The sequence below is a fragment of the Manganibacter manganicus genome (genome assembly GCF_002075885.1).
Lineage (GTDB): Bacteria > Pseudomonadota > Alphaproteobacteria > Rhizobiales > Rhizobiaceae > Mesorhizobium > Mesorhizobium manganicum.
The window spans coordinates 37,407-61,750 of record NZ_MDET01000004.1; the positions used below are offsets into that span (position 1 = coordinate 37,407).

The following is a 24,344-nucleotide window of genomic DNA, read 5'->3' on the forward strand; positions in this document are numbered from 1 at the left end:
GCCTGTTTGGATCCTTCGAGGCTCGCCCCTTGTATCGGTAAATTGCGCAGTGCGTGCTTCGAGGCGCCGGCTCCTTAGCTCATGGTGAGGTGCGCAGCGCAGCGTAGCCTCGAACCGCGGGGGGCGGGCTCAGGGGGTGAGAACGGCTGCGGTTAGAATCGTGCGTCGTTCGAGACGGCAGCTCACGCTGCCTCCTCACGATGAGGGAGGTTTGTGTAATGTCGCCGCCTCAAAGAAAAAGCACCGCCCCCGCCCTCATCCTGAGTGTGGCGCTGGGTGCGTTATCCGCTGGTAAAACGCGGCTGCATTCAGCCTATTTCACTTTCACCAGCACGGCGCTGTCGAAGGCGATCACCGTGTCGCCCTTGCTGTCGATGCCGCCGGCGCGCACGGTCAGCATATGCCAGCCCGGCCGGGAGGCGATCGGCCGATGTCCGATGCCGGCGCGGGTGAAGGTGACGGTTTCGCCGGCATAGACGGGCTTGGGCCATTTCAGGTTGCGGAAGCCGGGCGAGGGACCGAAAACCGGGATCAGACCGGGTCCGCTCCAGCGGGCCGGCTCGGTCGCCGCGCGGGTAGCCAGATTGTATTTCATCCAGGTCGCCGCGGTATGCCAGCCGGACGCGCAGAGCGCGCCGAAGACGCTGTTTTTTGCCGCCGCTTCATCGACATGGAAGGGCTGCGGGTCGTATTTGCGGGCAAATTCCTTGATCGCTTCCGCCTCGAACAGATGCGCGCCGAGTGTCGTGACGGTGCCGATGCCGAAATATTCGTCGAGTGTCACGCGAGCGCCTCGCGGCTGGAAAACATGCAGACATTTTCCTGTTCGAACACGCTTTCGCCCCTCTGGTTGAAAAGTTCGGAACGGATCGACACCAGGCCGATGGTGGGACGCGAGCGGGAGCGGCGGGCAGACAGAATGACGGTGCGGCCGCTGAGCGTGTCGTCGGCCAGTACCGGGCGTTTCCACTTCACCTGCTCGATGCCGGGCGCCCCCTGCGAGGTCGAGTCGAGCAGAAAGCCGTCGCAAAGCATGCGCATGAAGATGGCGCAGGTGTGCCAGCCGGAGGCGGCGAGCCCGCCGAGAAGACTGGCCTTGCCGGCTGCCTCATCGAGATGCATCGGCTGGGCGTCGAATTCGGAGGCGAACTCGACGATCTCCTCGGCGCTTATGCGCTTCGCGCCAAGGTCAAACGTCCGGCCCTCGGTAAAGTCCTCATAGGCCCATTTCTTCGTGGTACTCATCGTCGATATCGCGTCCGGTTCTTCGGGCGGATTGTGAATCGACGGGCTTACGGGCACAAGCGCCGACTTTGCCTGGCCTAGTGGTTTTCGGATGTCGATGGCAGGCAGAACAGGCATCCGGCGGGAACGTCCCCCCGGATGCCCTTCGGTCAATAGCCGCCGTTGTCGTAATAGCGGTCGTCGCAAGGCGCTGTGTAGACGCGCCCGCTACTTGACCGATAGCGGCACATCTCTTCGCCGCGTGGCGCAGTGGCGGAACCAACGATGCCGCCGATGGCAGCGCCGCTGGCGGCGCCGATCAGCGTACTCTTGGTATCGCCGCCGATGGCCTGGCCGGCAAGCGCGCCGGCGCCGGCGCCCAGCAACGCGCCGGTTCCCGTGCGCTGTTGCTGGGGTGTGGATGCGCAACCTGCCAATGCAAGCGATAGCAGCATCGCGGCAGCAATGGTTGTTTTCATGATGAAATTCCTCTCCATCCAGAGCCCCTTCTCCGATTCCTGCGCACTGCAATGCGGCGGAAGGGTGGCAGCCACCCGCTTTCGGCTATTGGGTGCGGCTCAGGTGTTGAACCTGAACAGCAGAATGTCACCGTCCTGCACGACATATTCCTTGCCCTCGTCACGCGCCTTGCCAGCCTCCTTGGCCGCCACCTCACCGCCAAGCGCGATGAAATCGTCATAGGCGATGGTCTGGGCGCGGATGAAGCCGCGCTCGAAATCGGAGTGGATCACGCCGGCCGCCTGAGGCGCCTTCGTGCCGCGCTCGATCGTCCAGGCGCGTGTTTCCTTCGGCCCGGCGGTGAAATAGGTTATGAGGTGTAGCAATTCGTAGCCGGCGCGGATGAGCTTGTCCAAACCGGGCTCGTCTAGGCCCATGGAAGCGAGGAATTCGCGCTCGTCCTCGTCGGGAAGCTGGGCCACCTCGGCCTCGATCGCCGCCGAAATGACAACGGTGCGGGCGCCCTGCGCCGCCGCCATCTCATCCACGGCCATGGTGTGCGCGTTACCCTTGGCGGCATCGCTTTCGGCAACATTGCACACATAGAGGACCGGATGGGAGGTAAGCAGGTTGAGACCCTTGAGGCTGCGCAGATCCTCGGCGTCTATATCTTTCAGCAGATGGCGGGTCGGCTTGCCGTCCTGCAGAAGCGCCAGCGCCTTTTCCATCATCGGAAGTGCAGCCATGGCTTCCTTGTCCTTGCCTTGCGCGCGCTTGCGAATCTGCACGATGCGGCGTTCAAGGCTTTCAAGATCAGCGAGCATCAGTTCGGTCTCGACGGTTTCCGCGTCGGCGACGGGGTTGATGCGGCCCTCGACATGGGTGATGTCGTCGTCCTCGAAGCAGCGCAGCACATGCACGATGGCATCGACCTCTCGGATATTGGCGAGAAACTGGTTGCCGAGCCCTTCACCCTTCGAGGCGCCGCGCACCAGCCCGGCGATATCGACGAAGGAGATGCGGGTGGGGATGATATCCTTGGACTTGGCGGTGGCCGCAATCTTGTCCAAGCGCGGGTCCGGCACCGCGACTTCGCCGGTGTTCGGCTCGATGGTGCAGAAGGGGTAGTTGGCGGCTTGCGCGGCCGCTGTCCTGGTCAGCGCGTTGAAAAGCGTCGATTTGCCGACATTGGGCAGGCCGACGATGCCGCATTTGAAACCCATTTTGTCCGGTCCTGTCGAGAAAAGAGAATGTGTTCAGGGCTATGGGCGAAAGGGCCGAGCAACGTCAAGCCCCTCGGGATGTTGTCAGCTCTTGCCGCCGAACAGCTTCTTGAGCATGGCGGCCATCGGGCCGGTTTCGGGCAGCCTGGCAAGCTGTTGCTGGCGCGCCTGGCGGACATCGCTCTGTTGCTTGGGCGGCTTCGGCGCTTTCGGCGGCGGCGTATCATCCGGCCCCGTCGGTTGCAATTTCTCACGTAACGTCAATGTCACGCGGTTCATGAAGCTGGAATCGTCACCGGCAGCGAGAAGTCCGGCATCTTCGGCGATCACTTCCAGAAGCACGTCGAGCCACTCACGATCGGCCTTGGAAAAATCGCCGAGCACATGACCATGCACCATCTCTCTGGCACCGGGATGGCCGACACCGATGCGCACGCGGCGATAGTCCTTGCCGATATGCTGGTCGATGGAGCGAATGCCGTTGTGGCCGCCGGAACCGCCGCCGCGCTTGATCCGCACCTTGCCGGAAGCAAGGTCGATCTCGTCGTAAAAGACGGTCACGTCGGAAGGGGTGAGCTTATAGAAGCGCAGCGCCTCGCCGACCGCCTGGCCGGAGAGATTCATGAAGGTCTGCGGCTTGATGAGCAGCACCTTTTCACCACCGATCCTGCCTTCGGTGATCTCGGCCTGAAATTTTTTCGACCAGGGCGAAAAGGAATGGCGGCGGGCAATGCTGTCCGCCGCCATGAAACCGACATTGTGCCGGTTGTCGGCATATTTCGCGCCCGGATTGCCGAGACCTGCAAAGAGCAGCATCGCGTGGCCCTCCGTAAACGGAAACGCTTATTCCTCTTCGCCGTCGGCGGCTTCCGGGGCCTCGGCTTCCGCCGAAGCCTCGGTTTCCTCCGACTTCATTGCCGAGGAGCCGGCAACGGTCGCGATGGTGAAGTCGCGGTCGGAGATCACGGCGCGAACGCCGGCGGGCAGCGTCACAGCGGAAATGTGAATGGAATCGCCGATTTCCACACCTGTCAGATCGACCGTGATGGAATCCGGTATCGCATTGGCCGGGCAAAGGAATTCGACCTCGTGCCGCACGATGTTGAGCACGCCGCCACGCTTGATGCCGGGCGACTTCTCTTCATTGATGAAGTGCACCGGAACGTTGACCGTGACCTCGGTTTTGGCGCTTACGCGCAGGAAGTCGACGTGAAGCGGAACGTCCTTCACCGGATCGAGCTGATAGTCTTTCGGCAAAACCTGGATCTTCTTGCCGTCGACATCGATGGTCGCGATGGTGGTGAGAAAGCCGCCGCCGTGGATCTTGTAAAAGATATCCTTGTAGGACAGCGCGATCGTCAGGGGAGGCTGCTTGTCGCCGTAGATCACGGCGGGGATTTTTCCGTTGCGGCGAACTGCACGGGCGGACCCCTTACCGACCTGTTCGCGCGCCTCGGCCTTCAGCTCGTAAGCTTGTTGGCTCATGGCATTTCCTTTCATTGTTTTGGAGCGCCTGCGGCGTTGACGGCCGCAAACGTCGAAAGCTTTCAAACCACCGACAATCCGGTTCGAAAGACGGTAGCCGCTTCGGGGGATCGTACGGGGGATCAGGCTTTCCGCCGCGTTGCCTCCAAGGGTGTCTACGCGGGTGGCGGGTCTATAGCGGAAGCCGGGCCGGCGCGCAAGAACCAGCCCGCCTTTCGCGGTTCATATCGCATTCTTCGTTGCCTTCATGTCGGGCAGGAAGATCGTGAGCAGGCCGATGAGGGGCAGAAACGAGCAGATCCGGTAAACGAAATCGATGCCCCATTCGTCGGCGACCACGCCGAGGACCGCCGCGGCGATGCCACCCATGCCGAAAGCGAAACCGAAGAAAATGCCGGCGATCATGCCGACACGGCCGGGCACCAGTTCCTGAGCAAAGACGACGATGTTGGAGAAGGCCGATGACAGGATCAGGCCGATCAGTATCGTCAGCACGATGGTCCATTCGAAATTGGCGTAGGGCAGAGCGAGCGTGAAGGGCAGGACGCCGACAATCGAGAACCAGATCATCGCCTTCTGGCCATAGCGGTCACCGAACGGGCCGCCTATCAGGATGCCGAGCGCCGATGCGCCAAGGAAGGCGAACAGCATGATTTGCGACATCTGCACAGAGACGCCGAATTTGTCGATGGCATAGAAGGTGTAATAGCTGGAGATGCTGGCAATGTAGGCGTTCTTGGAAAAGACCAGAAGCGTGAGCACGACCAGCGCCCACAATACTCGCTGGCGTCCGAACGGCGAGACGAAAGGTTGGGTTTTGCGGCTGGCTGCCGCTGCCCGGTAGCGGCTGTACCATCCGCCCACCTGCCACAGCACGATAATGCCGATCAGCGAGCCGACGGCAAACCAGGAAATGCTGGTTTGACCGAATGGCACGACGATGAAGGCGGCGAGCAACGGACCCATGGCCTGACCGAAATTACCGCCGACCTGGAACAGGGATTGCGCCAGCCCGAAACGTCCGCCAGAGGCAAAGCGGGCAATGCGCGAGGATTCGGGATGGAACACGGCCGAGCCGATGCCGATCAGCGAAGCGCCGGCCAGAAGCAGCCAATAGTGGCCGGCATGCGCCAGCACGATCAGCCCGACCAGCGAGGAAGCCATGCCCCACGGCAGAGAATAGGGCATCGGGCGCTTGTCCGTCACCCAACCCACCACCGGTTGCAACAGCGATGCGGTGAGCTGGAAGGTGAAGGTGAGCAGGCCGATCTGCCAGAAATCGAGGCCGTAATTGTCCTTGAGCAGCGGATAAATGGCAGCCAGGAGCGACTGCATGATGTCGTTGACGCCATGGCAGAAGCTGACCGCCAGGATGACGGTGAAGGTCGTTGCCGCCGCCGAGGGCCGGGCGACCGGGGCTGTCGTGTCGGTCAAGATTGCTACTCCATGGCATTTCGGCGTGGTCGCGCCGGCAGCGCTTATAGGCTTATTGCGAGGCGACTACTTTCGTGGTTTGATCCAGTACCTTCGCAAGTGGGCCTATTTGTCATGAAAAATGCGCTCGGACCGAGGCTGACTGACAGCGAGCTTTTTAGGCTGCATGAAGGGCGCTGGCGCTGGGTGGAAGAGGCTGACCAGCCGGTGGTGACGCTGCCCACCGAATATCCGGACAGCTATCGGGTTCCGCGTCATCATCATAGCCGCAGCCAGCTTCTGCACGCGTTGACCGGGGTCGTACTTGTGACGACGATCAACGGACGATGGATGGTGCCGCCCGACCACGCGATGTGGATACCGGCCGGTACGGACCATTCGGTCGAGATGCTTGGCGACGTCGCCATGCGCTCCGTCTATGTCGTGCCGGACGCACTTTCGGGTTTGCCGGAGAGTTTACGGGTGGTCGGCGTGACTCCGCTGATGCGCAGCCTGATCATCGAATCGGAAAAGCTGCCGCAGGGCGTGGAACTGGAGGGGCGCGCAGCCCTGATCATGCAGCTTCTGCTGCATGAAGTCCCGCATCTGCCGGAGCGGCCACTGGCCCTGCCGTTGCCGACCGATCCAAGGCTGGCGGCGCTGTGCCGTAATTTCGTGGCGGCGCCCTCGCCGCATGCGACCATCGATGAGTGGGCGCGGCAGGCCGGTCTGAGCCGTCGCAGCTTCACGCGGCTTTTTCATCGCCAGACCGGTCTGACATTATCGACCTGGCGTCAGCAAGCCTGCCTGTTTGCAGCACTACCACGATTGGCGGAGGGCGAACCGATCACCCGTGTCGCGCTCGACCTCGGTTATGACAGCGTTCCGGCCTTCACCACCATGTTCAAGCGCATGCTTGGCGCCGCTCCGCGCGCCTATATGAACGCAACCCGATAGAAGAGGCCCAGTTGCGCGCTTGTTTAGTCGAACAGGCTGGAGACCGATTCTTCGGATGCGGTGCGCGAAATGGCTTCGCCGAGGAGGTCGCCAATGGAGATGACGCGGATATTCGGCGCGTCATTGATGTTCTGCGTCGGCTGGATGGAATCGGTGATGACCAGTTCCTGGAGTTTCGAGCCGGCGATACGGGCCGTGGCGCCGCCGGAAAGCACGCCATGCGTGATATAGGCGGTGACGCTGGTGGCACCCTTGGCAAGCAGGGCGTCGGCTGCGTTGCACAGCGTGCCGCCGGAATCGACGATATCGTCGATCAGAAGGCAGTCCTTGCCCATGACGTCGCCGATCACGTTCATGACTTCGGATTCGCCCGGCCGTTCGCGCCGCTTGTCGACGATGGCAAGCTGCGCGTCGAGCCGCTTGGCGAGCGCGCGGGCACGCACGACGCCGCCGACGTCGGGCGAGACCACCATGACATTGGCAAGCTGCTTGTACTTGGCCTTCACGTCGCGCGCCATCACCGGCACGGAAAACAGATTGTCGGTGGGAATATCGAAGAAACCCTGAATCTGGCCGGCGTGGAGATCGAGCGTCAGTACGCGGCTGGCGCCGGCGCGGGTGATCATGTTGGCGACCAGCTTGGCCGAGATCGGCGTACGGCCGGAGGCGCGGCGATCCTGCCGGGCGTAGCCGAAATAGGGAATGACCGCCGTAATGCGTCGTGCCGAGGAGCGCATGAAGGCGTCCATCATGATGAGGAGTTCCATCAGATGATCGTTGGTCGGGAAGGAGGTGGACTGGAGGACGAAGACGTCTTCGCCGCGCACGTTCTCCTGAATCTCGACGAAGATTTCCTGGTCGGCGAAACGCCGGACGCTGGCCTTACCCAGGGGAATGTTGAGATAGCGGGCTACAGCTTCTGCCAGCACCCGGTTGGAATTGCCCGCGAAGAGTTTCATGCCCGTTCCTGATGGAAAATCGTATCGGGCTTTTACCGCCCTATGACGCTATTGCAAGCGCCGCGGGCCGGAATCGCCGGCTAATCCCAAAAAAAGCAGTTGGAATAGGAAAAAAGGATAACAACTCTTAACCAACCTTGCCGGTCATCCATACGGAAAATTGCTCGACGGTGGCATCGGCTATGGCCCGCATGGTCGCGGCCGAAACCGCAGCCCAACCTTCGACCTTGCCGTCGGTGAGTGCCTTCTGCTGCCCACTGATGCGATGCAGGCGGTTGCCAGCTGGATCGTAAACGTCCCACACATAGATGACGGTCGTCGTGCCACTTTCGGTGATCGCCGAAAAATAGCCTTTCAGGATATGGGTCGTCGTCTTGTCCGTACTGCTGACGAGCGTTATCCCCCGCTCGTTCAGGCGGGCATGCAGTTGCTTGGTCATCGGCGCAACAGCCTCGACAGGCGCCCCGACAATGGGGGCGACCTGGAGACGCACCTTGTTAAGCGGAATGCGGCTATGCGCCGGCACCTGCGGGCCGGTCGGTGAAGGCATTGCCATGCCGCCGGGCGTGGTGGATAAAGGGGCAGACGGTGTGCCGGAGGCCGATGCCAGCACACCGTCCGAACTGTTGCAGGCCGAAAGGTTCAGAGTCGCGAACAGGGCTGCCAGCGCCGCATAGGATCGTTTCATGCGCGCCCAATCCCCCCAATTGCTCCTTTCTTCATTGCCGGCATGGCTTCTCTCACTGCGCGATCAGGTCGAGATCGTGCCGCGACAGGGATTGCGGCCGTGATTCCGTGGTCAGATAGGTGCGCCCGAGCGTCATCGCTGTCTCGGTTTCCGAATCCATGATGATCATATGCGCGAACAGCGTCATATTGGGCGCAATCGGCTCGGGATTGCCTTGGTAGAACATGGGCATATCCATCCATGACGGACTGAAGCGCGCGCCAAGCGAATAGCCGCAGGCGTTCAGCCGGTGCTTGATCAGGCCATGCGCCTCCATGGTGCGGGCGTGAGCATCGAACACGTCGCCGAACGTGTTGCCGGGTTCCATTGTCTTTTCGACGGCCAGCAAGGCGTCGCGCGCGGCTTCGAATAATTCCTGATGACGCTTGGAAACCTTGCCGGTCAGCACGGTGCGCATCATCGCGGCATGATAGTGGTGATATACCCCGGCCCATTCCAGCGTGAGTTGGTCATTCTTGTTGAGTTTGCGGCGTCCGGACTTGTAGCGGCACAGAAGCGCGTCGGCGCCTGAGCCGACGATGAATTCGTTAGCGGGATAGTCGCCGCCGCCGGCGAGGATCGTCCCCTGCATCGCGGCCAGGATCGCGGCCTCGTCGCCACCCTGCTTGATAAGCGGCAGCGCGGCGTCCAACGCGTCATCTGCTAGAGCAGCGGCTTTTTCCGTTTTGGCGATCTCGGCCGGGCTCTTGAACAGGCGCAGCCGACCGACGATGCCGGAAGCATCGGCGATCTGGCCGAAAGTCTGCAACTGCTCATCGAGGCGGCGGCCGTTAAAGGCGGTGAGACCGTGCGTGTCGTATTCGACGCCAATGCGTGCGCCGAGAAGATCGAGCTCGTTGAGCAGGTTGCGCAGGTCTATCGCCGGATTGGCGCCCTCGCGGTCGGTCCACAAGACGATATTGTCGATGGTCGAGGTGTTGCGTGCCTGCCGCAAATCGGCAGAGCGGGTGAGCAGCACCATCGAGCCGTCCGCCTTGACTACCAGACATTGAAAAAAGCAGAAGCCGAATGAATCATAACCGGTCAGCCAGTACATGCTTTCCTGGGCGAAGAGCAGGATCGCATCGAGCTTCTTTTCCGCCATATCGATCATCAGCCGGTCGCGACGGGCATCGAATTCGGAAGGTTCGAAATGCAGCGCCATCAAACTGTCTCCAGAGCAATTGCCGAGAGTTGCCGACCGTAATCCGGCTCGCCGCGATGAGTGCCGCGCCTGAAGGAGAAGAACAGGTCTTCTTCCTCATAGGTACAGCGGCCGAGCGCCTCGGCTTTGATGCCGGCGCGTTTCAAGCGGTCGATCGTATAGAGGTTGAGGTCGAACATGGCGTGGCCGGGTCTGGCTGAAGGCTTGAAAAAGCGGGCATTTTCGGGCTCGGCTTCGATGAAACGCTCGACGAACTCGGGGCCGACTTCATAATTGCTGGAACTGATCGAAGGCCCAAGTACGGCCACAATATGTTCGCGCCGAGCACCAAGGCTCACCATGGTCGCAATCGTGTTTTCGAGCACGCCGGTGAGGGCGCCCTTCCATCCGGCATGAGCGGCAGCGACGATGCGGGCGTGCTTGTCGGCAAACAGAACCGGGCCGCAATCGGCGGTCGAGGCGCTGACGGCGATGCCTGGCCGGTCGGTGACAAGGGCGTCGGCCTTGGGGCGCTCGCCGGAAAAAGGCTCGCGCACCACCAGCACGTCGGGGGAGTGGATCTGGTGAGCCGAAAGCAGATGATCAGGTGCGACGCCCATCCATTCCGCGACTCGACGACGATTTTCAGTCACCAACTCGGAGGCATCTTTGGAACCGGGACCCGTATTAAGGCCGCGATAGATACCATCGGAAACGCCGCCGACGCGCGTGAAATAGCCGTGGCGGATGCCAGGAAGATCGGAGAGCAGGCTTGAGCGGACCGGATCCGGCTTGATCTGATTCAACATTGCCGCCTTGTTGTCTTCCCAAATGATTTCGTCAAGCGCCTCGCGCGCAGGAGAGTGGAGCAGCAGGCGCGGAAAAGTCAATTCACGGATCGGATGTGCGGCAGCGAGACGCCCGGCGGTGAAACCGCGAGAATTTTGAAGAGTTCACCCATGCCCTGCGGCGCGGCTAGGCGCTCGACCGCCGCGCGAATCTCATCGCGGCCGGTTTCATCAGCATGGGCGCCAAGGCTTCCTGCACGCTCCAGCAGGCCCATGGCAAGCAGGAATTCGCCTTGGGTAGTGAGATGGGTAGAGAGTTTTTGATTGTTCGCCGCAGCGGCCAGTGCGGCGAAATCGACATGGGCGGTGAGATCGGCTTCGCCGGGATTGGCCAGCACGTTCTCATAACGGTGCCGGCGTACTGCCTGAAGGGTATCCGCGACCCCCGGAGCAGTATAGCCGTAGTCGGGGAACAGCGCGGCGCCACCTTTGGCGGCAATGTGTACTGCAATCGCCGTCATCATAGCTGTGCGCGCTGGGGCAAGTTCGACGATCGCGCCGCTTGCGGCGTTGCAGGCGTCCGCAGGCAGGAGGCTGGGATCGAGCGATCCAGCGCCTGAGAAAAAAGCCAGTTGCCCTTGGCTGTCCAGCGCCACCATGCGTTCGCGCCAACCGCTTTCCGTGCGCACAAACTGGCGGATGGGAATGGCGTCGAACAATTCATTGCCGACAATCAGAAGCGGTGCGTCCGGCAGCGTCTCGATCGTCGTGTGCCAGCTTGGAGTGGCCTTGGTTTGCGAAAGCGTTGCTTTCTGAACCTCGGTCAACTGTGGACTGGTCTCGATCAAAGCGACGGTAATGGCGCCGGTAAAGGACGGATCGAGTCTTTCGAACGTGCGCAGCATGTCTTTCATCAACGTGCCGCGACCCGGACCGATCTCCGCGACTGTCAATGGCGTAGGGCGCCCGAGCGCGTCCCATGTTTGATAAAGCCAGATAGCAATCAACTCGCCGAACATCTGGCTGATCTCCGGTGCGGTGGTAAAATCGCCATGCTCGCCGAACGGTTCGCGCGTGGTGTAATACCCGTCCGCCGGATCGAACAGGCACATTGCCATATAGTCGCTGACGGAAATCGGTCCAGTCGCCTGGATCTGCCTTGCGATGCGGGCTCCCAAAGGCGTCATTTCGGCTTCTGTTCAGTCGCAACTGTGGGCGTGGCCGGTTTGGCCGCGGCCATTGCCCATACTCCGATCAGCACCATAGGCGCTGAAAGCACCATGCCCATGGTCAACCAACCGCCGGCGAGATAGCCGAGTTGCGCATCCGGCTCACGGAAGAATTCAACGAAGATGCGCGACAGGCCGTAGCCACAGACGAAAGCACCGCCGACGAAGCGCGGCGTTTTCAATTTCAGCCGTGAATGGGTGAGAAAACGCAGCACCAAAAACAGCATCAATCCTTCCAGAAGCGCTTCGTAAATCTGGCTGGGATGACGAGGGAAGGGGCCGCCGTTGGGAAATATCACCGCCCATGGCATGTCGGTTGGCCGGCCCCACAATTCGGAATTGATGAAATTGGCGAGACGCACCAGCCCCAGTCCGACCGGAACGCCGGCGGCAACGACGTCGAGCAGCGACCATGCGCGAATGCCGCGCGAGCGCGCGAACAGCACCATGGCAAGGATCGTGCCCGTGAGGCCGCCATGGAAGGACATGCCGCCCTGCCAGACAGCGAAGATGTCCAGCGGATTCGCCAGATAGCGAGGCAAATCGTAGAACAGCACATAGCCGGTGCGCCCGCCGACCACCACGCCGATTGCCGCCCAGACGATGAAGTCGTCGAGATCTTCCGGTTTCATTGGAAGCGCTCCGCCTGCCCACAGCTTCGGGTTTGTGACCAGGCGTCTGGCGTACCACCAGGCGAACAGGATGCCGACGATATAGCCGACGCCATACCAGTGGATTGCCAAAGGGCCGAGATGCACGATAACCGGGTCGATATTCGGGAAGGGCAGGGCCGCCAGCGGCAGCAGCAGATAGTCGCTCAACGAATAACTCCGGATCGGTTTGGCGCGGACCATGCGGCAGGGTTTTGACAGGGTCAAGATAGCGTTGCGCTTGCATTCGAGGCCGCAGGACACTACGTCATTGCGATCCAATCGAGGTTTTACCATGTCAACCGGATCGAACCGCATTCTCGATGAATTCGCCAAGCTGATGACCGATGCGGCGGGCGCGGCCCAAGGCGTTCGGCGTGAGGTCGAGACGGCTTTCCGCGGTCAGGCGGAAAAGATCCTGAATTCGATGGACATTGTGCAGCGCGAAGAGTTCGAGGCGATGCGCGACATGGCCGTAAAGGCGCGCGAAGAGAACGCCAAACTTGCCGCACGCATCGATGAACTGGAACAAAAGCTTGTCGAATATGGCGGAAAAGACACGAAATCGGCCTCTACGACAGCGCGCGCAAAAAAATAATCATTAAACTTTTCCACAAAGCATATTCGTAAAAAGCGCTTTGCCGTGAATCGCTTACCGGCTATGCGCGATTGTGCGCCGATGCGACTTTCCACATGCGAATGGTCCCCCACGAAAAATTGGGCTGGTCACGCGACTCTCGATCAATAGACTGAATTTGTTGCATGATTCGGAAAGAGGTCATGCGCCGGGCGGTGGGGTCAGGTCATGGGTTGTTGCGTCGAGCAGTCCGGACCGTCCGAGTTCTAGATCAGATTGTTCGTTGTGCGTGCCTCTTCACGGAGCGTGTGGCGGCGCTCCAGGGAACGACAGGAAGCATTCAATGGAACTCATCGAACTCGAAGTCTCGCGCGAAATCCATCCGGTCGATGTCATCGAACAGGTGGCGCACAACAACGACTGGTCCTTCGAGCGCGCCGGTGATGACGAGATATCCATCTCGGTCGCCGGAAACTGGACGGATTACCACGTCTCCTTTTCCTGGATGGAAGATTTCGAGGCACTGCATCTGGCCTGTGCCTTCGACATCAAGGTTCCGGAAAACCGCGCGCTGGAGGTCATGCGTCTGCTCTCGCTTATCAACGAGCAGATGCTGTTCGGCCATTTCGATTTGTGGGAGCAGGAAGGCGCGATCATGTTCAGGCAGTCACTGTTGCTTGCCGGTGGTGTCGAGCCGTCGAGCCAGCAGGTCGAGGTGCTTTTATCCTCGGCACTGGAGGCTTGTGAATGTTACTTTCAAGCCTTCCAGTTTGTTGTCTGGTCAGGCACATCGGCGCGCGAGGCACTAAACAGCGTGTTGTTTGAAACCTACGGGAATGCCTGATCCTCATGAGCGGCAGCAGTGAACGCAAGCCGGAGATCACGTTCGCGGATTTCGACAAGGTCGATATCCGCGCGGGCACGATTGTCGAGGCCGAGCCGTTTCCGGACGCGCGTAAGCCGGCGATCAAGCTGAAAATCGATTTTGGTGCACCGCTCGGTGTCAAGAAGTCCTCAGCGCAGATAACCAAGCACTACACGCCGGAGACGTTAATCGGGCGGCAGGTGTTCGCGGTGGTGAATTTTCCGCCGCGTCAGATCGGAAAATTCATGTCCGAAGTGCTGACTCTCGGGTTTCCCGATAAGGAGGGCGAAGTGGTGCTTGGTGCCATTGAGCAAAAAGTTCCGGATGGCGGGCGGCTGTTCTGAGAAGCCGATCGTTGGAGCGATTATCGAACCGGAGCGTGGCGTGTTTTCCTTTTCGCCACGCCGGGCATCGGCGGTCAGGCCGGAACCTTGATGGTGGCCCTTAGACCGCCGAGAGGGCTTTCATCCAGCGTGATGTCGCCGCCATGGCTGCGGGCGATGTCACGGGCGATCGACAGGCCCAGGCCGGTGCCGCTGGCATCCAGATTGCGCGCTTCGTCCAGTCGCACGAACGGCTTGAAGACTTCTTCGCGCTTGGCTTGAGGGATGCCCGGCCCGTCATCGTCGATGGTCACGACGAGTGAACCCCTGGTGTGGTCGGCCGTGATCTCGACCGAACTGGCATAGCGGAAGGCGTTGCCGACGATGTTGGAGAGGAGGCGAGCGAAGGCGTTCGGTCTGACCAAGACTTCGCCGTCACCGTTCACCGTCGTTGTCAGTTTGCGTTTGCGCAGCCTGGCTTCTTCGGCCAGTTTGTCGAAATAGGCCGGCAGGTCGAAATTCTCGGTATCTTCTGCATTGTCCCCGCGCGCGAAAGCGAGATAGCCTTCGAGCATTGATTGCATGTCCTCGACATCATGATTCAAGGCCTCGATATCGGTCTTGGAACGAGCCAGAGCCAATTGCAGCTTGAAGCGCGTCAGTATGGTCCGTAAATCGTGGCTGACGCCGGCGAGCATGGCGGTGCGCTGCTCGATCTGGCGCTCGATGCGCTCACGCATCTGAATGAAGGCAAAGCCGGCTCGGCGAACTTCTTCTGCGCCACGCGGCCGGAAGTCGCGCGGCATCGGCCTGCCTTTACCGAAGCTCTCGGCCGCTTCCGCGAGTGTGAGGATCGGCCGGATCTGGTTACGCAGGAACGGAATGGCGATCATCAGCAAAACAACCGACGTGCCGACCATCCAGATCAGGAAGATGTGGGTGTTGGAGGCGAAAGCCTGGCTGCGGCGCACGAAGACACGCAGAACCTTGTTCTCCAATTGAATACGCAGTTCGACGATGTTTGAATTGCCAACCGTGTCGAGCCAGAATGGGCGATTGATCTGGCGTGTGATTTCGGAAGAAAGCGTCTGGTCAAGGATCGAAAAGAAGGGTTTGGGACCGGGCGGCGGCAGGGGATCGGGTGGCAGAAGGTCCACCTTCAACTGCATGCGATCCTGGGCGATGCGGATGATATTGGCGTAATCGGCATCGTGGGGATAAGTCTCCATCAGGTCGATGATGGCGGCGATATCGCGTACCACGGCCTGTGAAAGCCGCAATGTCACGGTCTGCCAATGGCGTTCCATGAAGACGAAGGCCACGACCGACTGAAGCAGGAACATTGGTGCGATGACAATGATCAGCGAGCGAGCGTAAAGCCGTTTCGGCATATAAAGCGAGACGCTTCGCCAAAAGCGCCGCCATGCGTAGCGTAATTCTCGTAGGGCTCGCGCGAGGCGCCCACCGACGCTGGCTGACTGAGGGCCTTGCAATTCCGTTGTCGCCATCTGCCTGTCAGTTGCTGCACGCTCGCTTCAGTGAGCGTGCCTGTAGTCTATTCCACCGAAAGCCGATACCCAATACCACGCACCGTCTGCAACCAGACCGGATTGGAAGGGTCGCGCTCGATCTTGCGGCGCAGGCGGTTGATCTGAACGTCGATCGTTCGTTCGCCGACCTCTGAATCGTCACCGACCAATTCATGGCGTGGAATGGTTTCTCCGGCGCGCGAGGCGAAGATCGCCAGGATTTCCTGCTCGCGATCAGTAAGCTTCAGGGCTTCGCCGCCACGTTTCAACTCGCGCTTGGCAATCTGGAAAGTATAGGGACCGAAAACAAGCTGTTCGACCTTGGGCGTCGCGGCAGGTCCGCCGCGCCGTAGAATGTTATTGATGCGCAAGATCAATTCGCGAGGATCGAAAGGCTTTGACAGATAGTCGTCCGCGCCGGCTTCGAGGCCGGTGATGCGGCTGTCGGTTTCCGAAAGTGCAGTCAACATCAGGATTGGTACGTCCTTTTCACCACGCAGGGCGCGTGTCAGGTCGACTCCATTTTCGCCAGGCATCATGATGTCGAGCACAAGAAGATCGAAGTCGAGGCCGACAAGCTTACGTCGTGCATCATCGGCATTGCCCGCAACAGTTACGCGAAAACCATTTTCGGTTAGATATTGCTTCAACAGATTGCGGATACGGGTGTCATCATCCACGACCAGCAGATGGGGGGCATCATCATCCGGTGCTGGCGAATAGTCGGATCGCTCATGGCTTTCCATGTTTTTCCCTGACATGTTCGTATCTATTGTGAGCCATTGTCGGCGTTTACCGGTAGAATGTCGATCTGTGCCCTAAGTTCGGGATTGACCATGGCCTTGAGAAATTGCTCGATCGATCCCCGTTCACCGGCACCTGCATCTTCCAGTGCAGCACGGATGCGGCGTGACTGTGGCCTCGCCAGCGCAAGGGCCAGTTTTCGACCCTTCCTTGTCGGATAAAGCTCGCGCTGCCGGCGGTCGCGTGGGCCCTGAATCTGCACGATATGGCCGGTGTCGATCAATTGTTTGAGGACGCGCGCGAGCGACTGTTTGGTAATCTTCAGGACGTCGAGCAATTCCGCCACCGTCAGTCCCGGCCGCCGATTGACGAAGTGAAGCACACGATGATGCGCTCGCCCAAAACCATAGTCGGCCAGAATCGCGTCAGGATCGGAGGTAAAATCGCGATAGGCAAAAAAGAGCAATTCGATAACCGAGAAATCGATCCCGTCTTCGTTGGTGATGGCGGTTCGGATCGGCTCGGCTTCGTTGTCGTATGGTTTTGCCATGGTTCCCCAGAGTAGCACAAATCGTCGAACTCAAAATTATGTCAGTATTATTGACATAATTTTCAACTCGCCGTAATTTTTGGCAAGCTTTAGGGCCGATTGCGACCGAAAAGGCAAGCCCGGAGCGTGGTTTCGGAATTTTTCGGCGTGGGTACCTGCTCCGTATTTTTGTGGTTCGTGCATGTAGAGGCGCCTGCCCGGAGGTTATCATGGTTTCAGTTCCCTTTGACCAACTTGAAGGTCTCATCTGGATGGATGGCGAATTCGTCAAATGGGCGGATGCCAGAGTTCATGTGCTGACGCATGGCCTGCACTATGCCAGTGCGGTGTTCGAGGGCGAGCGTGCTTATGATGGCGAGATTTTCAAGCTGACCGAACATACAGAACGACTGCATGAATCGGCACGTCTTCTCGGTTTCCAGATTCCCTATTCGGTTGCGCAACTTGGCGATGCCTGTCGTAAACTTCTTGAAGAGCAGGGATTGCACGACGCTTATGTGCGCCCGATCGCCTGGCGCGGCAGCGATCAAATGGGGGTTTCGGCGCAAAACAGCCGCATCCATTGCGCGATTGCCGCATGGCCTTGGCCGGCCTATTTCGACCCCGCGCAAAAATTCAAGGGGTTGCGACTCGATATTGCTGAGTATCGTCGGCCCGATCCACTAACCGCGCCGTCCAAGGCAAAGGCCGCTGGTCTTTATATGATCTGTACGATTTCCAGGCATGCAGCCGAGGCCAAAGGTTATGCCGATGCCATGATGTTGGACTGGCGCGGGCAAGTGGCGGAAGCGACCAGCGCCAACATTTTTTTTGTCAAGGATGGCAGGTTGCACACGCCAAAGGCCGATTGCTTCCTTGATGGCATTACGCGCCGCACGGTCATTGACCTTGCCCGTGCGCGCGGGCTTGACGTGGAAGAAAGGGCGATCATGCCCGATGAACTGGAAGGTTTCGAGCAGTGTTTCCTGACCGGCACGGCGGCGGAAGTCGCGCCGGTCGCCGAAATCGGTCCTTACCGATTCGAGGTCGGAGATATTACGAGCACCTTGACGGACGATTATCTGAATACGGTGAAACCGACGAAAGCGATTGCTGCGGAGTGATAAAATATATGTAGGAACAGCGCCTTAGACATAGCATCAAACAGTCTTAAGGTGTCTCCTTTTATTTCAGCTTCCGCTCATTTGACTTTCATCGGAAACGGCGTCTGATGAAGCGTCGGCCTCGGAGGCTGGCGATTATGGAGGGACTAGCATTATGGAAACTCTACTTCCGATCATCGTTCAAGTCATTACCGGCATTATCGGCGGCCAAGCCGTCGGCGCAGCAATCAAACAGGCGGCGATGGGACAACTTCCTAAGATAATCAGCGGCGCGATAGGTGGCGTCGGCGGCGCGGCCATTCTCGGCAGTTTGATGAGTGGCGGGGCTGTTGATGCCGGTGGCGTCGCAGACGCAGTCGGCGGGCTTGGTAGTTCCCTGAATCTGCAGAACATCGTCGGCGGTGTGGGTGGTGGCGCTATCCTGACCGGCATCGTCGGCGCGATCATGAGTGCTATGAAGAAGTAGCGGCGCCTCGAATCTTTTTGCGTTCCTCAATGGGCAGCCCTTTGGCTGCCCATTTCTTGAAGATAAAGAATATCCTGTTACGTAGGCACGAACGTCAATCTGACAAAGAGATTGCCTGATGGGCCAACTCAACGCCGGTATCGTGCCTGTGACACCGTTTCAGCAGAACTGCACCATCCTGTTCGATGTCGAGGACAAGATCGGCGTGGTTGTCGATCCGGGCGGTGATGTCGAGCGCATCTTGGCTGCGCTGAAAGATCACGCCATTGCCGCCCACGCGATCTGGATCACTCATGGGCATGTCGACCACGCTGCCGGGGCCATGGCGCTCAAGGAGGCGCTCGGCGTGGAAATCCTCGGTCCACATGAGGCCGACCGCACCCTACTCGAAAACCTCGAGGAGCAGGCGCGGCGTTTCGGTCTGACGGGGGACATACGCAATTGCACACCCGATCGCTTTTTGAACGAGGGCGAGACGGTATCATTTGGCGGTCATCATTTTGAGGTGCTGCATTGTCCAGGCCATGCACCTGGTCACATCGCTTTTTATGATCGCGCCGCGAAGTTCGCCCATGTCGGCGATGTCCTTTTTCACGGGTCGATCGGCCGTACTGATCTTCCCGGAGGAGATCATGCGACACTGATCCGTTCCATCAAGGAGAAACTCCTGCCGCTCGGCGATGATATCGGATTCCTGTGTGGTCACGGTCCGGGCGGAAATTTTGGCGAGGAACGGCGCACCAACCCGTTCCTGATCGGCTGATTAGCCGGGTTCGAGGTATTGAAAAAGTGAAAGGCGCGGCCTTGCGGTCGCGCCTTTTCGACAGGGCAGGGGACTGTTTGCTTCGCCGTCAGTTCGCGACGCAGAAATGATGCTCGCCATCATAGCCGGTGAAGGTGCCGGTGCGGGCGTTGAAACTGCGGTAGCGGTCTGAACAATATTCGTACCAATCACGCGTCCAGGGCTCGATCCCCCCGTAATAACGCACCGGTGCACGGCGCACGACATAGGCTGGCCGATCATACTCGTAGTAGCGTGGCGGCGGTGGCGGCTGTGAAGCGAGAGCGCCGCCGAGCAGGGCGCCAGCAGCTAGGCCAACGACGCCAGCAGCCAAAGCATCTCCGCCATGCGAATGATGGTGACGATAGTAGCGGTGATGGCCCCAGTCGCCGGCATTGGCTGCCGGGAGGGTCGCCGCCCCAGTCGCAACAATGGCAACGGAAACAAAAGCGGTTTTGAGGACTCGGTTCATGATGGTCTCCTTCATGCCGGCCTGCCGGATTTTCAGCGGACTGCCGGGTTTCGCTGGAGATAATTGCCAACCGTGGCTGAACGCAGGCTGAACGAACACAATCTTGAAATTCTTCAGGACAGCACATCGCGTCCATCTGCGCGAACGCTGATACAGGAAGATTGTTCCAATTTTCGTCGACGATGAAGGTTTCGCGGAAAAGCGAACGCCGCCTATGCCATCATCGGTTGTCAGGTAGAACCGATGCTTGGGCGGCATAAGTCAACCGATTGATAAATTTACCGCTTTTGGCCCTTTGCCGCGCTTGTCCGGTTCGGTGTCGAAGGTCACCTTCTGTCCGTCTTCGAGGCCGGGCAGGCCTGACGCCTGGACGGCGGAGATATGAACAAAAACATCCTTTGCTCCGTCATCCGGCGTGATGAATCCGAAGCCTTTGGCATGATTGAAGAATTTGACGGTGCCGGTCTGCGGCATGGGAAGCTCCTCTGATCCCACTAGCGCCATGCGTTCAACCGTGAACGCACAAAGGAACGCTCTAACACTTTGATGGAGCATCAAAATAATCCGAAAACCGGTAGCCGCTTTTCGGTCTGATGCTCTCGTCCAGTTCCGGGCCGGCAAATGCCCGAAGCGGGAATTTGTCGTTTATTTTGACCGCATCAGCAAGCAAAAGTTTCGCTGCCGGCATTGTTTCACTCGCCGCGGCGGTGGCGTGGGCGCATGTCAGGAGGCGCGGAGTCCGCATAGCCCGATTTCTGTTTGGAATAAAAAAGCGCGGCGAAAACGCCGCGCTTCTGTTGAATCAAGGACGCCGATCCGCCAATAAATGCGCTTACTCAGCGCTCAGATTGACCGCTTTAGGTCCTTTACCCATGCGGTCTGGCTCCACGTCGAACGAAACCTTCTGGCCGTCCACCAGCGTACGCAGGCCGGAAGCCTCGACAGCGGAAATATGGACGAACACATCCTTGGCGCCGCCGTCGGGCGTGATAAAGCCGAAGCCCTTGGTGGAATTGAAGAATTTAACGGTGCCGGTCTGGGCCATTTGGGGAACTCCTTCACCCTGTCAGTCTTAGGTCCTGCCCGCCGCCTTGGGTCGGATACAAGAGCCAGTGGTTGCATGGCGGGCCAAGCATTCGCGCATGACAAAACCCCCCGCCAAAAACGGGGCTGTCAGATATTCACAATTTTCGGGGAAAGGGTCGCGCAAAAACGTTCCAGTCTCCGGGTCGCAAATGCCCGAACGCTGAAAACATGGCACGAAAATGTGAATGTTGCAAGATGCCGCTCGCGAGCGGCGTTTACGGCGCGGATCCCACGTTGAGTTTCCGGTATTCCCTGACAATGCCAAGAACATCAGCCAGAACCATCCAATGATAGGCACAGAGGTAGATGTGGGCAAAAAAATGCACTTGCCATTGTGCGCGGAGACGGGATCATCATGTTGTGTCAAAGGCCCCACGCGAGCTTTTGGCGTGAGGTGAGAGGAGAGGGATGATGAAATTTTTTTCTGGCTGCATATCGTCGCCTGCCATTGCGGTCGTCTTCGCGGCGCTGACGCTTGCTGGTTGCAATGTTGCGGTCGATCAGGGACCGGGTTATAGGCCGCTGCCGCCGCGTCCAGGACCGCAGGCTTGCACCATGGAATATATGCCGGTCTGCGCCAGTCGTCATGGCAAACGCCGGACCTTTTCCAATGCCTGCGGGGCAAGAAGTGCCGGCTACCGCATTATCGGCCAGGGCCAATGCCGTGGCGGCGGATGGGACGCCCGTCCCGACCGGCCCCATCGCCCTGATCGACCCGACTGGTCCAATCGTCCGGATCGGCCGAAGGTCTGCACGCGTGAATACCGGCCCGTCTGTGCAAAACGCGGCAATTCCGTGCGAAGCTTTGGCAATGCCTGCACGGCACGTGCCGCCAATTACCGTGTGATCCGCCAGGGGAGTTGCCGGTAGCACCATCGACAGACGTTGCGAAATTTTAAAGAAAGGAGGCGGGCTTAAGGTCCGCCCCTTTCCGTGCATCCTTACGTCGCGGCGACCACAACTAACGACCTTGAACCTCTGCTGGCCATGGCTTAGAGCTTGGTTCAAACTTCACGCGAACATGGCAGGTCTCCCATCAACCGGGCTTTGAGAAGACGAGAAGGCGCAAAGGCTGGCGGTCAGCCGCCGCAAGGCGGTGGACCCGACCAAGCCGTGCGGCAGGCGCTGGCTTTGCATCAGGCAGGTCGTGTTCGGGATGCCGAAGCGCTCTATCGGCAGGCACTGGCCGCGCGACCGTCTCATGCTGCCGCCGCACACTTTCTGGGGCTTTTGCTGCATCAGACCGGGCGCGGCACCGAGGGATTGCCGCTGGTTGAGCAGTCGGTGCGTGCGGAGCCCAAAAACGCCGATTTCCTCAACAATTACGGCACTGTGTTGCGTGATTTGGCGAATGGGCATGCCGCGGCTGAACAATTCCGCAAGGCTGTGTCGTTGAAGCCGGACCATCTCGCGGCGCGCGATAATCTCGGCTCGTTGCAAAAACAGATGGGCCTGTTCGATGCGGCCGAAACGACATATCGCGGAACGATCGGGCGCAATCCTTTCAACATGCGCGCGCGCATCGGGCTTGCAGAGACCTTGCAGGAGATGGCCCGGCTGGACGAGGCGATTGCGGTATTTCGCGAGGCGCTGGCGATCCGGCCGAAGGATGCCGAACTTCTGGCTGCTTTCGGCGTGGCGTTGATGGAGAAGGGAGATATTTCCGGCGCTGCGGCGATGGCGCGCGCTGCGCTGGCGGCTAGCCCTGGAATGGCCAAGGCATGGCTGTTACTGGCGCAGGTCAAGCGGCAGAAAGAGCCCGATGCAGAATTAACCGCTATGCAGGCCGAGCATTTGCGGGCGCCAGTAGACAGTATGGCGCGCATGCAGATTTCCTTCGGGCTCGGCAAGGCCAATGACGACCTCAAAGCCTATGAGCGGGCTTTCGACTATTTTGCCGAAGGCAATGCCATTCGCCGCAAGGGCATCGCTTACGACGCTGCGAAGACGCGCGCCGAGTTCGAGGCGATGAAGGCAACTTTCGACAAGGCTTTCTTCGAGAAGCACCGCCCAAGTGATATCGTCGACGATACGCCGATCTTCGTCGTCGGTATGCCGCGCTCGGGCACCACGCTGATCGAGCAGATCATAGCCAGCCATCCGCAGGTTTATGGCGCCGGCGAGTTGAATATCCTGAAGACCGCAGTCGGCAAGGGGTTTCCACTCGACATGAAGGGTGGTTTTCCGGCTGGAATCCGCGACATGCCGGACAAGGCCTTTGCCGATGCCGGCCAGGATTATCTCGACATGCTGCACAAGGCCTTCCGCAGCCAGCGTCATGTTACCGACAAGATGCCCGGCAATTTCCTACTGGTCGGTTTCCTGCACATGATGCTGCCGAAAGCGAAGATCGTACATTGCGCGCGCAATGCGGCGGCCACCTGCCTATCGATCTTCAAGACGCATTTCCGCGGCGACGGCCATCTCTATTCCTATGATCTCGCCGAACTGGCCGACTTCCATAATCTGTACACCGACATGATGGCACATTGGCACCAGGTGCTGCCGGGTGTGGTGCACGATGTGCATTATGAGGATTTCGTCGCCGATCAGGAAGGTCAGACACGGGCGCTGATCGAACAGCTCGGTCTGCCATGGAACGACAAGGTGCTGGCGTTCCACGAGACGGATCGCCCGGTGCGCACTGCTTCGGCCGCGCAGGTGCGCCAACCTATGTATAAGGGCTCGGTCGATCTGTGGACGCGCTATGGCGACAAACTAAAGCCGTTGGTGGAGCGGCTGAAATAGACAGGCTCCCGTCGAGGGCGGGAGCCTGCTTTTCTACAATTCCATGAAGGCCTCGAAGCCGCCATAGATCATGCGTTTGCCGTCGAACGGCATGTTCTGCATATCCGACTGCATGCGCGGGTCGGCCATGACCTTGGCAAGGATCTCGTCGCGGTCCTTGCGCGATTCATAAGTGACCCAGGAAAAGATCACGACTTCGTCTTCCCCTGCCTGCACGGCGCGGGGAAAGGAGGTCAGTTCGCCGTAGGGAACATCGTCGCCGATACACTCGGCATAGGCGAGAGCGCCATGCTCCATCCAGACGGCGCCCGCTCTTTGCGCCATTGCCTTGTAGTTTTCCAGCCGGGTTTTCGGTACGGCCAGAACGAATCCATCGACATAAGACATGGCTCTCTCCTATTTCGTGGGAGTTGGTGCGTTCATTGCCCATTCGACGCCGAAAGGATCGCGCAGCGCACCCCAGCGGTCGCCCCAGAACATCACCTGCAAGGGGGTGGTGACTTCGCAGCCGGCCTCGATGGCGCGCTGCCACCATTCATCGATGTTGTCGTTGTTGAGGTGGAGTTGCATGGTGCATGCCTGCACCGGCTTTGCGGCGTGGCCATGCTCGGGATAAAAATCGCCCAGCATCAGGCTTGAGCCGTTGACGTAGAGATGGATGTGCATGGTCCGGCCCTTGTCGTCGGGCGGGATGGCAAAGACTTCTTCTGCGCCAAAGGCTTGTTTGTAGAACTCAGCGGCTTTCGTCGCGCCGTCGATGCCGAGATAAGGCGTCAGTCCGCCGAGGACTTTCGGCGAGGCCTGCTTTGCGGTCTGGTCGTTCATTGGGTCCTCCTGCACAG

General features: G+C 59.6%; 29 protein-coding genes. 8 read left to right on the forward strand and 21 right to left on the reverse strand.

The features are described from left to right. Positions 1–313 precede the first annotated feature (313 nt). The 7 genes from BFN67_RS03775 to BFN67_RS03805 all read right to left on the reverse strand — a co-directional run bounded on the left by BFN67_RS03775 (position 314) and on the right by BFN67_RS03805 (position 5,825). Complete coding sequence (locus tag BFN67_RS03775; RefSeq protein WP_080918285.1) at positions 314–784, reverse strand: MaoC family dehydratase; 471 nt, start codon at positions 782–784, stop codon at positions 314–316. Beyond that, positions 781–1,245: a MaoC family dehydratase gene (locus BFN67_RS03780; protein WP_080918385.1), complete on the reverse strand. Its 465-nt coding sequence runs from the start codon at positions 1,243–1,245 to the stop codon at positions 781–783. The genes BFN67_RS03775 and BFN67_RS03780 overlap by 4 nt, the downstream gene beginning before the upstream one ends. A 149-nt stretch (positions 1,246–1,394) precedes the next feature. Then, positions 1,395–1,703, reverse strand: a complete 309-nt coding sequence (locus BFN67_RS03785) for a YMGG-like glycine zipper-containing protein (RefSeq protein WP_080918386.1) — start codon at positions 1,701–1,703, stop codon at positions 1,395–1,397. 99 nt (positions 1,704–1,802) lie between these two features. Further along, a complete protein-coding gene (gene ychF / locus BFN67_RS03790) occupies positions 1,803–2,906 on the reverse strand; it encodes a redox-regulated ATPase YchF (RefSeq protein WP_080918286.1) in 1,104 nt (367 codons plus the stop codon). Positions 2,907–2,990: 84 nt separating this feature from the next. Further along, the gene (gene pth / locus BFN67_RS03795) at positions 2,991–3,722 is read right to left on the reverse strand and encodes an aminoacyl-tRNA hydrolase (protein WP_080918287.1); all 732 of its coding nucleotides are present in this window, start codon (positions 3,720–3,722) and stop codon (positions 2,991–2,993) included. Between the two features lie 27 nt (positions 3,723–3,749). Beyond that, positions 3,750–4,391: a 50S ribosomal protein L25/general stress protein Ctc gene (locus BFN67_RS03800; protein ID WP_080918388.1), complete on the reverse strand. Its 642-nt coding sequence runs from the start codon at positions 4,389–4,391 to the stop codon at positions 3,750–3,752. A gap of 222 nt (positions 4,392–4,613) precedes the next feature. After that, on the reverse strand, positions 4,614–5,825 hold the full coding sequence (locus BFN67_RS03805; RefSeq protein WP_080918288.1) for an MFS transporter: 1,212 nt from the start codon (positions 5,823–5,825) through the stop codon (positions 4,614–4,616). A 114-nt stretch (positions 5,826–5,939) separates the two neighbouring features. Between BFN67_RS03805 and BFN67_RS03810 the strand changes: the two genes are divergently transcribed. Continuing rightward, positions 5,940–6,761, forward strand: a complete 822-nt coding sequence (locus tag BFN67_RS03810; protein ID WP_080918289.1) for an AraC family transcriptional regulator — start codon at positions 5,940–5,942, stop codon at positions 6,759–6,761. Between the two features lie 23 nt (positions 6,762–6,784). Here BFN67_RS03810 and BFN67_RS03815 read toward each other — a convergent pair whose 3' ends face one another. From BFN67_RS03815 to lgt, 6 genes are all read right to left on the reverse strand, one after another. Further along, entirely contained in the window at positions 6,785–7,720 is a 936-nt protein-coding gene (locus BFN67_RS03815) for a ribose-phosphate pyrophosphokinase (protein ID WP_080918290.1), read from the reverse strand. 127 nt (positions 7,721–7,847) lie between these two features. Beyond that, positions 7,848–8,408 carry a hypothetical protein gene (locus BFN67_RS03820; RefSeq protein ID WP_080918291.1) on the reverse strand — a complete coding sequence of 187 codons (561 nt, stop codon included), beginning with the start codon at positions 8,406–8,408 and terminating at the stop codon, positions 7,848–7,850. A 52-nt stretch (positions 8,409–8,460) separates the two neighbouring features. Beyond that, a complete protein-coding gene (locus BFN67_RS03825; protein WP_080918292.1) occupies positions 8,461–9,612 on the reverse strand; it encodes a M24 family metallopeptidase in 1,152 nt (383 codons plus the stop codon). Then, positions 9,612–10,400 carry a peptidoglycan editing factor PgeF gene (gene pgeF / locus BFN67_RS03830; RefSeq protein ID WP_080918389.1) on the reverse strand — a complete coding sequence of 263 codons (789 nt, stop codon included), beginning with the start codon at positions 10,398–10,400 and terminating at the stop codon, positions 9,612–9,614. The genes BFN67_RS03825 and pgeF overlap by 1 nt, the downstream gene beginning before the upstream one ends. A gap of 77 nt (positions 10,401–10,477) precedes the next feature. Continuing rightward, entirely contained in the window at positions 10,478–11,566 is a 1,089-nt protein-coding gene (locus BFN67_RS03835; RefSeq protein WP_080918293.1) for a class I SAM-dependent methyltransferase, read from the reverse strand. Beyond that, the gene (gene lgt / locus BFN67_RS03840) at positions 11,563–12,429 is read right to left on the reverse strand and encodes a prolipoprotein diacylglyceryl transferase (RefSeq protein ID WP_139789020.1); all 867 of its coding nucleotides are present in this window, start codon (positions 12,427–12,429) and stop codon (positions 11,563–11,565) included. Before lgt ends, BFN67_RS03835 begins: the two co-directional genes overlap by 4 nt. A 124-nt stretch (positions 12,430–12,553) precedes the next feature. Here lgt and BFN67_RS03845 point away from each other — a divergent pair, with 124 nt between their 5' ends. The 3 genes from BFN67_RS03845 (at position 12,554) to BFN67_RS03855 (ending at position 14,044) form a co-directional block, all read left to right on the forward strand. Continuing rightward, the gene (locus tag BFN67_RS03845; RefSeq protein ID WP_080918294.1) at positions 12,554–12,856 is read left to right on the forward strand and encodes an accessory factor UbiK family protein; all 303 of its coding nucleotides are present in this window, start codon (positions 12,554–12,556) and stop codon (positions 12,854–12,856) included. Between the two features lie 322 nt (positions 12,857–13,178). After that, positions 13,179–13,679 (forward strand): type III secretion system chaperone family protein, encoded by a 501-nt coding sequence (locus BFN67_RS03850; protein WP_080918295.1) that lies wholly within the window; start codon positions 13,179–13,181, stop codon positions 13,677–13,679. 5 nt (positions 13,680–13,684) lie between these two features. Beyond that, positions 13,685–14,044, forward strand: coding sequence for a tRNA-binding protein (locus BFN67_RS03855; RefSeq protein WP_080918296.1), 360 nt, complete (start codon positions 13,685–13,687; stop codon positions 14,042–14,044). 74 nt (positions 14,045–14,118) lie between these two features. On the opposite strand, the gene BFN67_RS03860 is transcribed toward BFN67_RS03855, so the two are convergent. Genes BFN67_RS03860 through BFN67_RS03870 form a run of 3 tightly spaced genes read right to left on the reverse strand, consistent with a single transcriptional unit; the run spans position 14,119 to position 16,846 of the window. Next, the gene (locus BFN67_RS03860; protein WP_080918297.1) at positions 14,119–15,531 is read right to left on the reverse strand and encodes an ATP-binding protein; all 1,413 of its coding nucleotides are present in this window, start codon (positions 15,529–15,531) and stop codon (positions 14,119–14,121) included. 47 nt (positions 15,532–15,578) lie between these two features. Continuing rightward, positions 15,579–16,298: a response regulator gene (locus BFN67_RS03865; RefSeq protein ID WP_080918298.1), complete on the reverse strand. Its 720-nt coding sequence runs from the start codon at positions 16,296–16,298 to the stop codon at positions 15,579–15,581. Between the two features lie 23 nt (positions 16,299–16,321). Then, positions 16,322–16,846, reverse strand: a complete 525-nt coding sequence (locus BFN67_RS03870; protein ID WP_080918299.1) for a MarR family winged helix-turn-helix transcriptional regulator — start codon at positions 16,844–16,846, stop codon at positions 16,322–16,324. A 209-nt stretch (positions 16,847–17,055) separates the two neighbouring features. On the opposite strand from BFN67_RS03870, the gene BFN67_RS03875 reads away from it, so the two are divergent. The 3 genes from BFN67_RS03875 to BFN67_RS03885 all read left to right on the forward strand — a co-directional run bounded on the left by BFN67_RS03875 (position 17,056) and on the right by BFN67_RS03885 (position 19,178). Continuing rightward, positions 17,056–17,949, forward strand: coding sequence for a branched-chain amino acid aminotransferase (locus BFN67_RS03875; protein WP_080918300.1), 894 nt, complete (start codon positions 17,056–17,058; stop codon positions 17,947–17,949). Between the two features lie 154 nt (positions 17,950–18,103). Continuing rightward, a complete protein-coding gene (locus tag BFN67_RS03880; protein ID WP_080918301.1) occupies positions 18,104–18,415 on the forward strand; it encodes a hypothetical protein in 312 nt (103 codons plus the stop codon). A 118-nt stretch (positions 18,416–18,533) separates the two neighbouring features. Next, positions 18,534–19,178, forward strand: a complete 645-nt coding sequence (locus tag BFN67_RS03885; protein ID WP_080918302.1) for an MBL fold metallo-hydrolase — start codon at positions 18,534–18,536, stop codon at positions 19,176–19,178. A gap of 88 nt (positions 19,179–19,266) precedes the next feature. Here the strand turns inward: BFN67_RS03885 and BFN67_RS03890 are convergent, their stop codons facing one another. The 3 genes from BFN67_RS03890 to BFN67_RS03900 form a co-directional block, all read right to left on the reverse strand. Further along, positions 19,267–19,668 carry a BA14K family protein gene (locus tag BFN67_RS03890; protein ID WP_080918391.1) on the reverse strand — a complete coding sequence of 134 codons (402 nt, stop codon included), beginning with the start codon at positions 19,666–19,668 and terminating at the stop codon, positions 19,267–19,269. Positions 19,669–19,929: 261 nt separating this feature from the next. Beyond that, complete coding sequence (locus tag BFN67_RS03895) at positions 19,930–20,142, reverse strand: cold-shock protein (RefSeq protein ID WP_006202521.1); 213 nt, start codon at positions 20,140–20,142, stop codon at positions 19,930–19,932. Between the two features lie 358 nt (positions 20,143–20,500). Beyond that, positions 20,501–20,713, reverse strand: coding sequence for a cold-shock protein (locus BFN67_RS03900; RefSeq protein WP_080918303.1), 213 nt, complete (start codon positions 20,711–20,713; stop codon positions 20,501–20,503). Positions 20,714–21,867: 1,154 nt separating this feature from the next. Between BFN67_RS03900 and BFN67_RS03910 the strand changes: the two genes are divergently transcribed. Next, entirely contained in the window at positions 21,868–23,502 is a 1,635-nt protein-coding gene (locus BFN67_RS03910; protein ID WP_080918393.1) for a tetratricopeptide repeat-containing sulfotransferase family protein, read from the forward strand. 33 nt (positions 23,503–23,535) lie between these two features. Here BFN67_RS03910 and BFN67_RS03915 read toward each other — a convergent pair whose 3' ends face one another. Together BFN67_RS03915 and BFN67_RS03920 are read right to left on the reverse strand one after the other, a co-directional pair. Beyond that, positions 23,536–23,889 (reverse strand): DUF1428 domain-containing protein, encoded by a 354-nt coding sequence (locus BFN67_RS03915; RefSeq protein WP_080918304.1) that lies wholly within the window; start codon positions 23,887–23,889, stop codon positions 23,536–23,538. Between the two features lie 9 nt (positions 23,890–23,898). After that, positions 23,899–24,327 (reverse strand): VOC family protein, encoded by a 429-nt coding sequence (locus BFN67_RS03920; RefSeq protein WP_080918305.1) that lies wholly within the window; start codon positions 24,325–24,327, stop codon positions 23,899–23,901. Between the last annotated feature and the right edge of the window lie 17 nt (positions 24,328–24,344).

Excerpts from the sequence above, each read along its gene's own strand:
- BFN67_RS03870 (WP_080918299.1), bottom strand. The coding sequence starts at position 16,846 with ATGGCAAAACCATACGACAACGAAGCCGAGCCGATCCGAACCGCCATC.
- BFN67_RS03875 (WP_080918300.1), top strand. The coding sequence starts at position 17,056 with ATGGTTTCAGTTCCCTTTGACCAACTTGAAGGTCTCATCTGGATGGAT.
- BFN67_RS03850 (WP_080918295.1), top strand. The coding sequence starts at position 13,179 with ATGGAACTCATCGAACTCGAAGTCTCGCGCGAAATCCATCCGGTCGAT.
- BFN67_RS03820 (WP_080918291.1), bottom strand. The coding sequence starts at position 8,408 with ATGAAACGATCCTATGCGGCGCTGGCAGCCCTGTTCGCGACTCTGAAC.
- ychF (WP_080918286.1), bottom strand. The coding sequence starts at position 2,906 with ATGGGTTTCAAATGCGGCATCGTCGGCCTGCCCAATGTCGGCAAATCG.
- BFN67_RS03855 (WP_080918296.1), top strand. The coding sequence starts at position 13,685 with ATGAGCGGCAGCAGTGAACGCAAGCCGGAGATCACGTTCGCGGATTTC.
- BFN67_RS03865 (WP_080918298.1), bottom strand. The coding sequence starts at position 16,298 with ATGGAAAGCCATGAGCGATCCGACTATTCGCCAGCACCGGATGATGAT.
- BFN67_RS03800 (WP_080918388.1), bottom strand. The coding sequence starts at position 4,391 with ATGAGCCAACAAGCTTACGAGCTGAAGGCCGAGGCGCGCGAACAGGTC.
- BFN67_RS03780 (WP_080918385.1), bottom strand. The coding sequence starts at position 1,245 with ATGAGTACCACGAAGAAATGGGCCTATGAGGACTTTACCGAGGGCCGG.
- BFN67_RS03825 (WP_080918292.1), bottom strand. The coding sequence starts at position 9,612 with ATGGCGCTGCATTTCGAACCTTCCGAATTCGATGCCCGTCGCGACCGG.
- BFN67_RS03920 (WP_080918305.1), bottom strand. The coding sequence starts at position 24,327 with ATGAACGACCAGACCGCAAAGCAGGCCTCGCCGAAAGTCCTCGGCGGA.
- pgeF (WP_080918389.1), bottom strand. The coding sequence starts at position 10,400 with ATGTTGAATCAGATCAAGCCGGATCCGGTCCGCTCAAGCCTGCTCTCC.
- BFN67_RS03895 (WP_006202521.1), bottom strand. The coding sequence starts at position 20,142 with ATGCCGCAGACCGGCACCGTCAAATTCTTCAATCATGCCAAAGGCTTC.
- BFN67_RS03815 (WP_080918290.1), bottom strand. The coding sequence starts at position 7,720 with ATGAAACTCTTCGCGGGCAATTCCAACCGGGTGCTGGCAGAAGCTGTA.
- BFN67_RS03785 (WP_080918386.1), bottom strand. The coding sequence starts at position 1,703 with ATGAAAACAACCATTGCTGCCGCGATGCTGCTATCGCTTGCATTGGCA.
- BFN67_RS03845 (WP_080918294.1), top strand. The coding sequence starts at position 12,554 with ATGTCAACCGGATCGAACCGCATTCTCGATGAATTCGCCAAGCTGATG.
- BFN67_RS03880 (WP_080918301.1), top strand. The coding sequence starts at position 18,104 with ATGGAAACTCTACTTCCGATCATCGTTCAAGTCATTACCGGCATTATC.
- BFN67_RS03890 (WP_080918391.1), bottom strand. The coding sequence starts at position 19,668 with ATGAACCGAGTCCTCAAAACCGCTTTTGTTTCCGTTGCCATTGTTGCG.
- BFN67_RS03915 (WP_080918304.1), bottom strand. The coding sequence starts at position 23,889 with ATGTCTTATGTCGATGGATTCGTTCTGGCCGTACCGAAAACCCGGCTG.
- BFN67_RS03900 (WP_080918303.1), bottom strand. The coding sequence starts at position 20,713 with ATGGCCCAGACCGGCACCGTTAAATTCTTCAATTCCACCAAGGGCTTC.
- BFN67_RS03835 (WP_080918293.1), bottom strand. The coding sequence starts at position 11,566 with ATGACGCCTTTGGGAGCCCGCATCGCAAGGCAGATCCAGGCGACTGGA.
- BFN67_RS03885 (WP_080918302.1), top strand. The coding sequence starts at position 18,534 with ATGGGCCAACTCAACGCCGGTATCGTGCCTGTGACACCGTTTCAGCAG.
- BFN67_RS03860 (WP_080918297.1), bottom strand. The coding sequence starts at position 15,531 with ATGGCGACAACGGAATTGCAAGGCCCTCAGTCAGCCAGCGTCGGTGGG.
- pth (WP_080918287.1), bottom strand. The coding sequence starts at position 3,722 with ATGCTGCTCTTTGCAGGTCTCGGCAATCCGGGCGCGAAATATGCCGAC.
- BFN67_RS03810 (WP_080918289.1), top strand. The coding sequence starts at position 5,940 with ATGAAAAATGCGCTCGGACCGAGGCTGACTGACAGCGAGCTTTTTAGG.